Below are 13,723 nucleotides of genomic sequence, written 5' to 3'. Positions count from 1 at the left end.
GGCCGCGCTCGGTGGCCGCCCCCGGGCCGGCGCGCGGGGCGAGCGGGTGCGCCGCTCCCCGCAGTTCCGTGACGGTGCGTTCCACAACAATGTGGTGACCACCACGATGCAGCCGGCGACCGCCGGCACGATGCTGCGCAACCTGCTCCTCGGCGGCGAGCAGCGCCAGCCGGTGGGGCAGGTGCCGCTCGTCACCAGCAACGACGCCGCCACGGCGCCCACCGACGGCCTCGCCGTCACGTGGTACGCGCACGCCTCGGCGCTCATCGAGATCGCCGGCAGCCGGATCCTCGTCGATCCGGTGTGGAGCGCCCGCTGCTCGCCGTCGCGGCTGCTCGGTCCGCGCCGGCTGCACGAGATGCCCGTCGCCCTGGCCGACCTGCCCCCCGTCGACGCCGTGATCATCTCGCACGACCACTACGACCACCTCGACATGGCCACGATCCGGTCCCTGGTCCGCACCGGCGACGCCGTGTTCGTCGTGCCCCTTGGCGTCGGCGCCCACCTGGAGCGCTGGGGCGTGCCGGCCGACCGGCTCGTCGAGCTCGACTGGAACGAGGACGTCACGGTGGCCGGCGTCACGCTCACGCTGACCGCCGCCCGGCACTTCTCGGGGCGCGGCTTCGCCCGGGACAACACCCTGTGGGGCTCGTGGGTCGTCGCGGGCGGCGGCCGGTCCGTCTTCTACACCGGCGACTCCGGCTACTTCGACGGGTACGCCCGGATCGGCGCGGAGCACGGACCGTTCGACGCGACGCTCATGCAGATCGGGGCGTACGGCGAGGCGTGGCCGTTCATCCACATGACGCCCGAGGAAGCGGTGGCCGCCCACCTCGACCTCGGCGGCAACCTGCTCATCCCGGTCCACTGGGCAACCTTCAACCTGGCGTTCCACGCCTGGACGGAGCCCGCCGACCGGCTCTGGGTCGAGGCCAAGGCCCGCGACGTGCGCCTGGCCGTCCCCCGGCCCGGCGAGCGCGTCGACATCGACGACCCGCAGACGGTCGACGGCTGGTGGCAGTCCCTCGCATGAGCGGGAACATCGGGCCGGTGGACGCCGGTCGGGTGCCCCGTTATGTCGGGCCCGCGACGTTCGCGCGGCTGCCGAGGATCGACCAGGTCGGGCGGGCCGACGTCATCGTGCTGGGGATCCCGTTCGACAGCGGGGTGAGCTTCCGGCCCGGCGCCCGGTTCGGCCCGGCCGCCATCCGCGAGGCGAGTCGCCTGCTCCGCCCGTACCATCCGGGTCTTGATGTTGAGCCGTTCGCGGCGGCACAGGTCGTCGACGGCGGTGACCTGGCGGTCAACCCGTTCGACATCGCCGCGGCCATCGACACGGTGACCCGCGAGGCGGGCGCGCTGGCGGGCGACGCCGCGCTGGTCGTGCTCGGCGGCGACCACACGCTGTCGCTGCCGCTGCTGCGCGCCACCGCCGCCCGGCACGGCCCGGTCGCGCTGCTGCACTTCGACGCGCACCTCGACACCTGGGACTCGTACTTCGGGGTGCCCTACACCCACGGCACGCCGTTCAGGCGCGCGGTCGAGGAGGGCCTGCTCGACACGGACGCGCTGTGCCACGTGGGCATCCGCGGCCCGCTCTACGCGAAGGCCGACCTCGACAACGACGCCCGGTTCGGGTTCGGCATCGTCACCTCGGCCGACGTCATGCGGCTCGGCGTGGACGCGGTCGTGGCGCGGCTGCGCGAGCGGGTCGGCGACCGGCCGCTGTACGTCAGCGTCGACATCGACGTGCTCGACCCGGCGCACGCGCCCGGCACGGGCACGCCGGAGGCGGGCGGCATGACCAGCCGCGAGCTGCTGGAGATCCTGCGCGGCCTGCGCGGGACGCGGCTGGTCGGCGGCGACGTCATGGAGGTCGCGCCGGCGTACGACCACGCCGGCATCACCGCCACCGCCGCCGCGCACGTGGCGTACGACCTGGTCAGTCTGCTGGCGCTGACCCCGCGAGCGGGGGCAGCGCCGACCACGGGAACGTGATCCACTCCTCGGTGCGCCGCCAGACGTACTCGCACTTCACGGTGGAGCGGGACTTCTCATAGAGCACCGCGCAGCGCGCCTCGGCCACGTGCTCGGCGCAGAAGTCGCGGACCAGCTCCAGCGTGCCGCCCGTGTCCGCGACGTCGTCGGCGATCAGCACGCGCGCGCCGGCCAGGTCGACCGGCTTGGGCACCGGCGGCAGCACGACCGGCATGTCGAGGCGTTCATCCACGCCGGTGTAGAACTCCACGTTGATGACGTGCAGGTTCTTGACGCCCAGCGAGTAGCCGAGCGCGCCGGTGGGGAACAGCCCACCCCGCGCGATCGCGAGAATCAGATCCGGCGCGTAGCCGTCCCCGACGACCTGTTCCGCCAGCTCCCGGCTGGCCCGCCCGAAGAGCTCCCACGACATCACCTCGCGCGCCGCCATAACGTTCAGCATCGCAAGCGCGACCGCCCATGGAGAAGGCGGTTGCCGCCATGTGAGGCTTCAGGCCCCGCCGCGATCGCCGTGCCTGGGCACGTAGGCGGGCTTGCTGTCGAGTTCCAGCGGCCGCAGCCGTGACCACGTCTCGTCCGTCGGTTGGCTGCGCACGCGGAAGCGCGGCGGCTTCAACCCATCCAGAGGTACGAGGTCGAGCGCCTCGGTCGCGACCCGCCACGGGACGATGACGACCTCATCCTCGCCGGGGGCGCGGACCAGCAGGTACTCGGCGGTGGGCAGCAGCTCGCGCGAGTCTCCCGACCAGCTGGTGACCGTGCGCACCGACTGGTCCTGGGTGTGCACCACGTTGACGGCGCCCAGCACGGCGTCCGGCCCGATGAGGTCCGGGCGGGCCGCGAGCAGCCGCGCCTGCGTGGCGTACTCCGTGGCGGACAGCAGCGCGGCCGCACCGCGCACCCGCACCGCGACCGGGTGCCCGACGGGCGCGACGTACGGCAGGATCGAGCCGTTGTCGTCGAGCGTGTAGCCCTGCGGGGACAGCGGCCAGTTCGCCTCGGCGAACTCGGTGGCGGCCACCTCGAAGATGCGGCCGAGGCTGTCGGGGTTGTCCGGGCTCAGGATGACCGTCGACCGGTCGGGCAGGAACGCCACCGGCCGCCCGCTCACCCAGCCGGCCAGGGCGGCGAGCCGCCCAGGCAGCAGCAACCGCGCCGCGAAGTAGGGGTCGTCGGCGCCGATGAAGCGCAGCGGCCGCCGGGCCGTCGGCGTGAGCGCCATGTGCACTGGCGTCGTTTCGGCGAGGTTGGCCCAGGCCTGGGCGAACACGTCGGCCTCGTCGACGCCCCAGCCGGCGACCTGTTCGCGGGTGACGTAGAGCGGCCCGGACGGCATGTCGATGACGACGTACTGCGAGAGGTACGGCAGCGCCGGCCGGGTGAGCATCGTCGGGCCGTCGACGGGCGCGGTCAGCGCGATCGACGCCGACTGCACGACCGGGCGCAGTCGGGCGCCGACCTCGCGCCAGCCCTCCGGCGGCGCGGGGGCGTTGACCATGCTGACGACGAGCTGCAGGACGCGGCGTTGCCGGGCCGCGCCGGTCGTGTCGCCGAAGTCGAGGAACGGCCGCTCGAGGTCGAGCCAGGCGGGGCGTTCGCCGGCCACCCGCTGGTAGGCGATCGCGAACTGGGCGGCGTCGTACCAGACCTGGGCGAGGCCGGACTCCTGCGCGGCCGTCAGGACGTGCCGGGCGAAGCGCTCGCGGGCGTGATTCCCCACGCGCTCGTCCAGGCCCATGCCGCGCACCGTACCCAATCGACGTGGCCGATTGCACCCTTGCAGGTCCGCTGCGCGGGCGCCACGCGCGCGTGGTCTCGGCCTTTTCGCCCTATCCGTCGTAATCTGGACAGATGACGGTGAATCCCGCGAGCTCTGGCCCGGTACGCCGGGTCCCCCTCTCGGGCAGCCGGCGCGCGCCGCTGCCCGGCGCCCATCGCATCGGGCCGACCGACCCCGCCACCCCGGTCGACGTCACGGTCGTCCTGCGCCGGGCGCCCGCCGACCCCCGCCCGGGCACGGGCGCGGACCCGGACGACATCGCGGCGATCGAGCGGTTCGCGGCCACGCAGGGCCTTGAGGTCACCGACGTGCGGCCGGCGGCCCGCTCGGTCGGGCTGCGCGGGCCGGCCGAGGCGATGTCGCGGGCGTTCGGCGTCGATCTGGTCGACTACGAGATCCCCGGCGGGGCCTTCCGCGGCCGGGTCGGCGTGGTCCGGTTGCCGGCGGACCTCGCGCCCGCCGTCGTCGCCGTGCTCGGCCTCGACGACCGGCCGCAGGCGTCGCCGCAGGTGCGCCTCGCCGGCCGGGCGAAACCGGGCGGGGACGGCTTCGTTGTGGCGCACGCGGCCGCGAGCGGGCTCAAGCCGACCGAGATCGCGCGCTGGTACGACTTTCCGACCGATGTCACCGGCGCCGGGCAGACCGTCGCGGTGATCGAGCTGGGCGGCGGTTACCGACAGGAGGACCTGGACGCGTACTTCGCGTCGCTGGGCCTGCCGGTGCCGGCGATCGTCCCGGTCGGCGTCGACGGCGCCACCAACGCCCCCGGCGCGGAGGCCGACGCCGAGGTCGCCCTCGACGTCCAGGTGATCGGGGCGATGGCCAACGGCGTGAAGATCGTGGTGTACTTCGCGCCCAACAGCGCCCGCGGCTTCTACGACGCGATCGCGGCGGCCATCCACGACGCGGACCACCACCCGTGGATCGTCTCCATCAGCTGGGGTGCCCCCGAGCCGACCTGGACCGCGCAGTCGCTGGACGCCTACGACGCGCTGTTCGCCGACGCCGGTGAGCTGGGCGTGACCGTGTACGCGGCGGCGGGCGACCACGGCGCGACCGACGGGGTCGCCGGCGGTGGGCTGCACGTCGACTTCCCGTCGTCGAGCCCGTCGGTCATCGCGTGCGGCGGCACCCGCCTCGCCGACGACCCGGGCGCCGAGGCCGTCTGGAACGCCCTGGCGACCGGCGGCGGCGCCACCGGCGGGGGCGTGAGCGCCCACTTCCCGCTCCCCGACTACCAGCGCGACCACGGGGTGCCGGCCCGCCCCGACGGCAGCGCCGGGCGTGGCGTGCCGGACGTCGCCGCCGTGGCCGACCCGGCGACCGGGTACGTGATCCGGCTCAACGACGCCGACGTGGTCGCCGGGGGGACGAGCGCGGTGTCGCCGCTGTGGAGCGCGCTGACCGCGCTGACCAACGAGCGGTCCCGGGTCCGGTCCGGCGCCCCGCACAAGCGCCTCTACGCGGCCCCGACCGCGCTGCGCGACATTCTCACGGGCGGTAACGGCGGGTTCACCGCCGGCCCGGGCTGGGACGGCTGCACCGGGCTGGGCGTGCCGGCGGGGGAGCAGACGGTGACGGCCCTGAGCGCCACGGTGGATCCCACCACGTAGCGCCTCGATCAACGCCGGGCAGCGCCCACGCGACCTCATCGTGGACACTTGCGCCGTGGGCGAGGCGACCGGACGGCACCAACCCGTCATCGACCTGGGCGAGTGGGGTGCGACGCCGGTCGACGAGCCGTCGTGGGCGGACGCGGACACCCCTGCCCGGCGGCGTCGGCTCCTGCGCCGGTTGGGCCTGATGGTCGGGCTGGTCGGGCTGCTGGCCCTCGGCGGGGCCACCACCCCGTCCACCCCGCCGAAGCTGCTGTGGAGCCAGCCCGACGTGCGGATGTTCGACGTCTGGGGCGACGTGGTCTTCGTGCACGACCTCGACAGGCGCAGGCTCACCGCGTACGGGCTCGCCGACGGTGTCGAGCGGTGGCACCGCGACGGCGTACGCGACCCGTCGATCTTCGTGGTCGGCGACCACCTCGGCATGGTGGCCGACCAGTCGGCCGGCTGGGACAACATCCAGTGGCTGGACGCCGCCACGGGCCGCACCGAGGCCACCTTCTCGGGCAGCATCATCGCGGTGGAGCCCGGCGGCACGGTCGTCGCCGTGCGTTCCGACGAGGACGGCACGGACCTCGCCCGCGTCCGGCTCGACACGGGCGTGCGTACGCCGTTGTTGTCGCTGCCCGCGAACGTCCTGTGGGCGAACGACCCGCAGGGCCGGCGCCTTGCCTGGTGGGACGCGGAGGGCGTGCTGCACGCGCGGGACCTTGTGACGGGCGCCGAACTGCGCCAGCGGGTCCCCGTGCCGCCGGTCCTGGCGTCGTTCGACGTGCTGCCGCGCGGGGGCATCGGGTACACCGGCGACGGCTGGTTGGTGACCCGGCAGGGCGACGCGGGCATCACCGTGATGTCGTTCCGGGCCGACGATCTCACCCCGCGGTGGACGCGGGTGGTGCCGGCCGCGACGCAGACCCCCGGGGGCGACCAGCTCTACGCGTACGCCTGGGGTTGTGGGCCGGTCGTCTGCGTGTCCGCCGACCAGGGCGTCACGACGCTGGACGCGGCCGACGGCCACGTGGTGCGTCAGGCCCGCATGGACCTGATGTCGGTCGACGACAGTGTGTGGCAGATGGTCAACCTGCGCGGCCCCGACGACGTGTTCGTCACCCCCATCAACATCGTCACCGGAGAGATTCCGTACCCGGCCTGGCAACGGTTCGGCCAGATCGGGCGCGACGTCGGGCGCTACCTGCTGCGGCTCGACCGGGGCGACGCCCTGACGGTCGGCGTCTTCGACCAGTCCACCGGCCGCATGACCCGCCTCGGCACGGTGCCGGATGCCGAGACCAGCTGCGTGTTCGTGGCGCCCCGTCTCGTCTGTCTGGACGCGTCGGCCGACGCGACGCTGCGGGTCTGGCGGGTGCGCGGGGTTGGCTGAGCAGGTCATCGAACTGGGGGAGCAGGTCTACGCGGGCAGCGGGCCGGCCGGCACCCCGTTCGCCTGGCGGCGCCCGGTCCGGGTGCTGGCGGCCGTGCTCTGCCTCGCGGGCGGGGCGGTGGCGGTCGAGGAGACCGACGCGACGTACCTCTATGTCGTCCCACCCGGCGTCGGCGATGACGAGCTCGTCGCGGACATACTCACCGGCGAGGACCGGTGGATCATCGGGTCCGACGGCCGGCACGTCTTCGTCTGGGCCGCGGACGGGTCGGTGTGCCGGCACGACCTGATGGGCACGGCGGGGATCACCAGCGCCACGTCCCTGCCGGGGTTCTCCGGGGACGACGGGGGCACGCTCGTGAACGCCGGCCCGCTGCTGGTCGCCGGGCGGAACGCCGGCGGGACGATGACGGTGACCGCGTTCGACCGGCGGGCCTGACCCACAGCTGGACCGCGACCTTCCCGGAGCCGTCCGGCGTTACCGCCACGGCGAGGGGTTCCTGTCGCCGTACGGGTGCGGGCTGGTGCTCTCTGCGTGTCGAGCCGGGCCGCCGACGGGAGCGCGCGCACCCGGCTGCCGGACCTGACCGACGGACACCAGCTACGCGTGAGCGACCGGCCCGTCGTGGCGGTCGGCGACGGCCGGTGCTGCTCTCGGCGATCCGCCCGGAGGGCACCGCGCTCGCCTTCTCCGACCCCGACCGCGCGCGGTCGGGGTCGGTCGGGACGGCGCCGCCGGGGTACCCGCAGTGCGCGTTGGCCGGGCTGTCCGTCGCCTGTCGCAGCCAGGGCACGGACGCTACGGTGCGGGTCTGGTGCCTGCCGGTGCGGGCGCGCTGACCCCTCATCAGGGGACTTCGCCGATCAATCGGGCAAAGTGTGCCCCAGTGGGCTTGACGGACGTTGTGGCCTGGGTCACGATACCCGGGCAGTATTCGCGTCCATAAATGTCTACATGGGGCGTACGGCCGGCGCCCTCGAAGCGCCGCGCCCGCGCCGGTGCGGAGGTACGACCGTGGGACGCCAACTCATGATCTGGCCGGCGCTGCGGATGCGCCGGGCGCTCGTGTCCCGGGTGCTCACCCGGCGCGGCGCGGTCGGCCTGGTCGCCGTCGCCACCGTACTCGTCGCGACCACCGTCCTGTCGGGCCGGGCGGACGCCGCCACCGCCTGCCGCACAACGCTGATCGACGGCACGTCGCTTGGAAGTTACGCCGCGTCGCAAGCCGGGCGGGAATACCGCCATCCCAGGGGCTCCGACCACAACAGCTCGTCCGAACGCCATCAGATGTCTCCAGTACGATCGTGAAGGTGAACGCCACAGATGTGGACATTCACTGCCATCTCGACGGGGTCTGGGTGAGCCGGCACCGCGCGACGGGTTTTGTGGGCACGCCGATGTGGCTCATCATCAACCTGCAAATGGAAGGGTCGTCCGGCGCTCCCGGGCCGAGCGGCGACACCTACTACCGTGCCCGCAACGTTTACGTAGGACGCAACCGTGCTTGGTGATCCAGCCGCCCGGCGCCTGCCGGCGCTCCGTCCCGCCGCGATGACGCTCGCCCCGGAGACGCCCGACGACACGCCGACCCCGGCCGGTCCCGAGGCCGAGGGGGCGTCCGCGCCCGCCGGGCCCGCGACCGCGGAGGCACCCGGGCCCGCGGCCGCGGAGGCACCCGAGCCCGCGACCGCCGGGACGCTCGAGGCCGCCGGGTCCGCGCCCGCCGCGAAGCGGTCCGCGCTGGCTTCGGCGCTGCGGGTGCTGCGGCACGAGTGGACCATCGCCGCGCTGCTCAGCGTGCTGGCCGCCGTCGTGCTCACCTGGCCGACGCTCAAGGACCCGGCGCACACCATCCCGGCCGACCTCGGCGACCCGGCCCTGCAGGCCTGGCAGGTCGCCTGGGCCGGGCACGCGCTGCTGACCGACCCCACCAACCTGTGGCACGGCAACGGGTTCTATCCCGAGTCGTTCAGCTACGCGTACTCGGACACCCTGCTCGGCTACGCGCCGTTCGGCTTCTTCGGTTCCGGCACCGAGGCCACCCTGATCCGGTACAACCTGCTCTTCGTCCTGGCCCACGCGCTCGCCGCGTTCGGCGCGTACGTGCTGGCCCGCCAGCTCGGGTCCGGCCGCGCCGGCGGCGTCGTCGCGGGCCTGGTCTTCGGCTTCGCCCCGTGGCGGCTCACCCAGGCCGGGCACCTGCACGTGCTGTCCACCGGCGGCATCGCGCTGGCGCTGGCCATGCTCGCGCGCGGGCACGGCTGGTCGCTGCGCGACGGCTACCGACCCGATCGCGCCAGACCCGGCTGGGCCATCGCCGGCTGGCTCGTCGCCGCGTGGCAGATCACGCTGGGCTTCGGCATCGGCGTGCCGTTCGGGTACATCCTGGCGATCATCGGGCTCGCGGGCCTGGTCGGCTACGGCGTGACCTGGCTGAGCCGGGGGACCCGGCCGCCGTTCGCCCGCCGGCTGCTCTACGCCGACCTCGGCGGGGTGCTCGTCTTCCTCGGCACGGTCGCCTTCATGGCGTGGCCGTACCTGCAGGTGGTGAAGCTGAACCCGAGCGGGCGCCGGTCGATCGCCGAGTTGGCGCAGTTCTCCCCGCCGCTGCGGGGCCTGTTCACCGCGCCGGGCGAGAACTGGATGTGGGGCCAGCGGCACGAGGCGGCGCGCGCCCTGCTCACCTGGACCCCCGAGCAGGCGCTGCTGCCGGGCTTCGCCGTGATCCTGCTGGCGGCGGTGGGCCTGTTCGTCTCGCGGTGGAGGATCCACCAGCGGCTGCTGCTGTCGGCCGGCATCCTGGTGACCGGGGCGCTGGCCCTGGGGCCCAACTTCAACGGCGACGGTCAGCCGGGCTACGTGACGCTCTACAACCTGCTGCCGGGCTTCGACGCGATCCGTACGCCCGGCCGGTTGATCGTCTGGACGACGTTGCTGCTCGCCGTGGCGGCGGCCGGCACGGTGACGGCCATCAGCGCGTTCGCCCGGACGCTGCGCGACGAGCGGGTGGCCCGGCTGGTGCACGCCGGGCTGGCGGTGGTGCTCGTGGCGGTCTTCGCCGAGAGCATCAACACGCTCGGTCACCCGGAGATGGTCAAGCCGCCGGCCGCCCTGCACGGGATCGAGGGCCCCGCGATGATCCTGCCCTCCGACGGCATCCTCGAGGCCGACATCCTGCTCTGGAGCACGGACGGCTTCCCGCGCATCGTCAACGGCCTGAGCGGTCTGACCCCGCGCAGCCAGGACGAGGCGCGCGGGGCCACGCACAACTTCCCGGACCGCGCGAGCGTCGACTACCTGCGCGGCATCGGCGTACGCACGGTGGTGTTCCTGCGCGAGCACGGGCGGGAGGGCACCTGGGCGCAGGTGCCGGACCGGCCGATCGACGGGCTCGGCATCACCCGCGAGGACTTCGGCGACGCGATCGTCTTCCACCTCAGTCCGTAACAGGTCGTGCGTTTGTGGCCTCCATCGACTAATGTCGCTGGGCCACATGGGCGAGGTCGTGACGGGTACATTCCAGCAAGTTGCGATTCGTTAAACAGGATCGGCCGAAAGGCCATTGTGTCCAAGCCGAGTGCCCGGCCAACGTAGCAGAGTGCGACTGGAGGTGACCGGATGGTGAAGTTGGCGACCCCGTGGGGCATCGTGCGGGCGGCGGTATCCGCCGCGTGCGTTGTCGCGATCGCGGCGTCGTTCATCGCCGTCCTCCGCCAGTCGTCCGCAGCGACCGACGCCGACGCCGCCGTGGTGCTGGCCGAGCGGCAGGGCGTCGTCTACCTGCACCCGCTGACCACGCTCATCGGCGAGCTCGTCGAGGCGCAGTCGGCGGCGGTGCGGGCCGAGAAGGTCGACGTCGAGAAGGTGCGCAAGGCGCTCGACGGCGTGAGCCGCGCGGACGCTGGCGTGGGTTCCGCGCTCGGCACCCGGCAGCGGTTCATCGACCTGCTCGACAAGGTCAACGGCGTGCTGGACAGCAACCTCACCGGCCGCCCCGCCTACGAGGCGTACACCGACGTGATGCTGCTGCTCCAGGATCTCGCGCGTCGGGTCGGCGACTCCTCCAACCTCGTGCACGACCCGGACCTCGACTCGTACTACCTGATGAAGGCAGCGCTGGAGCAGCTGCCCACCGCCATCATCAACGCCGGGCGCGCCGCCGACCTGGTCGCGCTGAACGCCCGCGACGGCAGGCTCGCCGGCGAGGCCGAGGTGCAGGTGGCCGTCGCCCGGTTCGGCGTGGCGCAGGCCGCGGAGCAGGTCAGCGCGGGCATGAACGTGAGCATCGACGCCACCCAGCGCGACGAGCTCGGCGCCCAGATCACTCCCCGGCTCGACGCGTTCCGCAACGCGACCAACACGTTCGCCCCGTCGACCATGCTGGCCGAGTTCGCCCAGGACGTCGACGGGAAGGTCCTGGCGGCCGCCGCCCACGAGGTATTCACCACCGCGCTGCCGCTCGCGCACAAGCTGCTGAGCGAGCTCGACGAGGTCCTCGCCATGCGCGAGCGGGCGCTGACCGAGCAGCGCCGCTCGACGGTCTGGTCGATCGTGATCGTGTCGCTGTCCATCTTTGTGATCTTCTGGGTCGTCGTGCTGAGCCGTCGCCGGCCCGGCCGGCGTGGCACCGCCGTCAAGGCGCCGCCGGCCAACGCCACCGACGGTCTCGCCCTCGGGTCGGTGGGCGACCTGCGCCGCCTTCTGGACGAGGAGCTGGTCGACTCCGGCTACCGGGGCAAGGGACGCGGCCGGGGGCGGGGCGATGCTCAGTAGGCTGGGCATCCGTCAGAAGCTGGGTCTCCTGCTGGCGATCCCCTTGGTGGCCGTGGTTGCCACGGCCGTGCCGTTCGTGCTGGACCGGGTCGACTCCGCGGGCTCGTCCCGCGCGACCGCCGACACCGCCACCGCGGCCCGCGACATCGGCGGCCTCGTGCAGAACCTGCAGCAGGAACGGCTGCTGGCGCTCGGCCTGCTCACCACCACCACGCTCAACCGCAGCTCGTTCGTGGCCCGCGCGGCCACCAGCTCGGACGAGGTGGCCCGGTTCACGGAGGCGCCCGGGACCCGCGCCATCATGCGCTCGGCCGCCGGCGCGATCGCGCTCCTGCCCGGCGTGCGTCAGCAGGTCCTGGAGCGCACGATCGGCCCCGTCGGCATCTACAACACCTACCGCCAGGTCATTCTCGGGCTGCTCGCCGCGCTGCGGCTGTCCAGCCCGTCCAGCGCGGACGTGCTCGGCTCACGTCAGCTCGAGGCCCTGGAGTCGCTGGTCCTCGCCACCGAGGAGGCCAGCAGCGTCAGCGCGCTCCTGGTGATCCTCGCCGGCAACCGGTCGGTGGACCGGGGCCTCCTCGACACGGCGCAGGCCGCGCGCGACCAGTACATGGAGCGGTTCCGCCAGCTGGCGCTCCCCGGTCAGACCGCGCTGGTCGACGCCGTCGAGGCCGGTCAGGCGGCGGAGCGCATCCGGAAGTACACCACCGCCCTGGCCGCCGCCGCCCAGGCCGGCCCGCGGGGGATCTCGGTCGGCGACGCGCTCACCGCCGCGATCACCTACACCGACCTGCGCCGGGTGGCGCAGGACCGGGTGGCCCGCGAGGTGGCCGTCGACGCCGAGGCCCGGGCGTCGGCCGCGGCCAACACCGCCACCTTCATCGCCGCCCTGAACATCATCCTGTTCATCGTGGTCGTCGCCCTGGGCGTGCTGGTCAGCCGGTCGATCTCGCGGCCGCTGCGCCGCCTGACCCGGACCGCCACCGTCGTGGCGAACCTCGCCCGCGCCGAGCTGGTCCGCGTCGCGGACTCGGACGAGGCCGACGAGGGACCGCCGGCCCTGGCCGCGGTGGACATCGACGCCGCCGGCGAGATCGGCGAGCTGGCGGACGCCCTCAACCGGGTGCAGGTCACCGCGGCCATGCTGCTCGAGCGCCAGGTCGTGGTGCGCCGCAACACGGCGGTCATGTTCGCCAACATCGCCCGGCGCACCCAGAACCTGGTGGGTCGGCAGCTCGCGCTCATCGACGACCTGGAGCGCAACGCCCCGAACCGCGACCTGCTCACCCGGCTGCACCGGCTCGACCACGTCGCGAGCCGCCTGCGCCGCAGCGCCGACAGCCTGCTGGTCGTCTCCGGGACGATCGACGCGACGGTGGCCACGTCGCCGACCCTGCTCGTGGACGTGATCCGGGCGGCGCTCGACGAGATCGAGGGCTACCGGTCGGTCGAGCTGGAGCAGATCGCCGACGTGGCCGTCTCGGTCGGCCTGGCCGGCGACCTGCGCCTGCTGCTGGCCGAGCTGCTGGAGAACGCCGCCAACTTCTCGCCGCCCGGGGTGCACGTGCGGGTGCGCGCGGAGCTGACCGACGAGTGCCGGATCTCGATCGTCGACCACGGGCTCGGCATGTCCCAGATGCGTCTCGCCGAGGAGAACCAACGCCTGCTCGAACGCGAGCGGCTCGACCTCGCCCCGACCCGGATGCTCGGCCTGGTGGTGGTCGGCCGGCTCGCGCGCCGGCACGGCCTGACGGTGCGGCTCGGTCCCTCGGCGGGCTCGGGCGTGACGGCGACCGTGTCGGTGCCGGTCCGCCTGCTGGCCAGCGCCGCAGCCGCCACCCGGGTGACCGCGCGACGCCGGGCGACGACCCAGTTCGTGCCGGCCGTGGTCCTGCCCGAGCCGCTGTCCATCGAGTCGGACGGCTCGTTCGCCTGGTTCGCCGTGGGCGAGACGGCGGCGATCGAGGCGGGGCCCGGCAACGGCAACGGGAGCCGGGCGACGACAGCCGTCACGGAGATCCCGTCGCGGGCCGCGCTGCCCCCGCCGCCGCCCCAGGCCGCGCTGCCCGAGCTGCCCGTGCGCGAGTCCGGGCTGCCCGTACGGCAGCCGGGCGCGACGCAGGCCGCCACCGAGCCCGACACGCCGGCCGTGGAGGCCGCGGAGCCGCCCAGCC

Annotated in this window: 13 protein-coding genes; 11 read left to right on the top strand and 2 right to left on the bottom strand. The window is 73.8% G+C overall.

Translation table 11 applies throughout. From position 1 onward, the window contains the following. Together ABD211_RS18565 and speB are read left to right on the top strand one after the other, a co-directional pair. On the top strand, positions 1-1,033 hold a 1,033-nt coding region (locus ABD211_RS18565), incomplete at its 5' end, for an MBL fold metallo-hydrolase (protein ID WP_344133100.1). Continuing rightward, entirely contained in the window at positions 1,030-1,998 is a 969-nt protein-coding gene (gene speB, locus ABD211_RS18560; RefSeq protein WP_344133097.1) for an agmatinase, read from the top strand. The genes ABD211_RS18565 and speB, both read left to right, overlap by 4 nt. On the opposite strand, the gene ABD211_RS18555 is transcribed toward speB, so the two are convergent. Both ABD211_RS18555 and ABD211_RS18550 read right to left on the bottom strand, forming a co-directional pair. Further along, positions 1,943-2,428 carry a phosphoribosyltransferase gene (locus tag ABD211_RS18555; protein ID WP_344133094.1) on the bottom strand — a complete coding sequence of 162 codons (486 nt, stop codon included), beginning with the start codon at positions 2,426-2,428 and terminating at the stop codon, positions 1,943-1,945. The genes speB and ABD211_RS18555 overlap by 56 nt on opposite strands. 60 nt (positions 2,429-2,488) lie before the next feature. Then, a complete protein-coding gene (locus ABD211_RS18550) occupies positions 2,489-3,736 on the bottom strand; it encodes a DUF1444 domain-containing protein (RefSeq protein WP_344133092.1) in 1,248 nt (415 codons plus the stop codon). Between the two features lie 113 nt (positions 3,737-3,849). Between ABD211_RS18550 and ABD211_RS18545 the strand changes: the two genes are divergently transcribed. The 9 genes from ABD211_RS18545 to ABD211_RS18505 form a co-directional block, all read left to right on the top strand. Then, entirely contained in the window at positions 3,850-5,391 is a 1,542-nt protein-coding gene (locus tag ABD211_RS18545) for a S53 family peptidase (protein ID WP_344133089.1), read from the top strand. Between the two features lie 55 nt (positions 5,392-5,446). Beyond that, positions 5,447-6,775, top strand: coding sequence for a TolB-like translocation protein (locus tag ABD211_RS18540; protein ID WP_344133086.1), 1,329 nt, complete (start codon positions 5,447-5,449; stop codon positions 6,773-6,775). Then, positions 6,768-7,214 carry a hypothetical protein gene (locus tag ABD211_RS18535; RefSeq protein WP_344133084.1) on the top strand — a complete coding sequence of 149 codons (447 nt, stop codon included), beginning with the start codon at positions 6,768-6,770 and terminating at the stop codon, positions 7,212-7,214. The genes ABD211_RS18540 and ABD211_RS18535 overlap by 8 nt, the downstream gene beginning before the upstream one ends. Positions 7,215-7,420: 206 nt before the next feature. Further along, positions 7,421-7,615 carry a hypothetical protein gene (locus ABD211_RS18530; RefSeq protein WP_344133081.1) on the top strand — a complete coding sequence of 65 codons (195 nt, stop codon included), beginning with the start codon at positions 7,421-7,423 and terminating at the stop codon, positions 7,613-7,615. Between the two features lie 175 nt (positions 7,616-7,790). Then, positions 7,791-8,084 (top strand): hypothetical protein, encoded by a 294-nt coding sequence (locus ABD211_RS18525; protein ID WP_344133078.1) that lies wholly within the window; start codon positions 7,791-7,793, stop codon positions 8,082-8,084. A gap of 2 nt (positions 8,085-8,086) precedes the next feature. Continuing rightward, on the top strand, positions 8,087-8,287 hold the full coding sequence (locus tag ABD211_RS18520) for a hypothetical protein (RefSeq protein ID WP_344133075.1): 201 nt from the start codon (positions 8,087-8,089) through the stop codon (positions 8,285-8,287). Next, positions 8,277-10,223 (top strand): hypothetical protein, encoded by a 1,947-nt coding sequence (locus ABD211_RS18515; protein ID WP_344133072.1) that lies wholly within the window; start codon positions 8,277-8,279, stop codon positions 10,221-10,223. The genes ABD211_RS18520 and ABD211_RS18515 overlap by 11 nt, the downstream gene beginning before the upstream one ends. A gap of 171 nt (positions 10,224-10,394) precedes the next feature. Next, positions 10,395-11,549, top strand: a complete 1,155-nt coding sequence (locus tag ABD211_RS18510) for a hypothetical protein (RefSeq protein WP_344133070.1) — start codon at positions 10,395-10,397, stop codon at positions 11,547-11,549. Then, on the top strand, positions 11,539-13,723 hold a 2,185-nt coding region (locus ABD211_RS18505; RefSeq protein ID WP_344133067.1), incomplete at its 3' end, for a nitrate- and nitrite sensing domain-containing protein. The genes ABD211_RS18510 and ABD211_RS18505, both read left to right, overlap by 11 nt.

The sequence above is a fragment of the Luedemannella flava genome, assembly GCF_039528515.1.
Lineage (GTDB): Bacteria > Actinomycetota > Actinomycetes > Mycobacteriales > Micromonosporaceae > Luedemannella > Luedemannella flava.
Note: the sequence above shows the minus strand (reverse complement) of the source record. Positions and strands in the feature narration are given on the sequence as shown.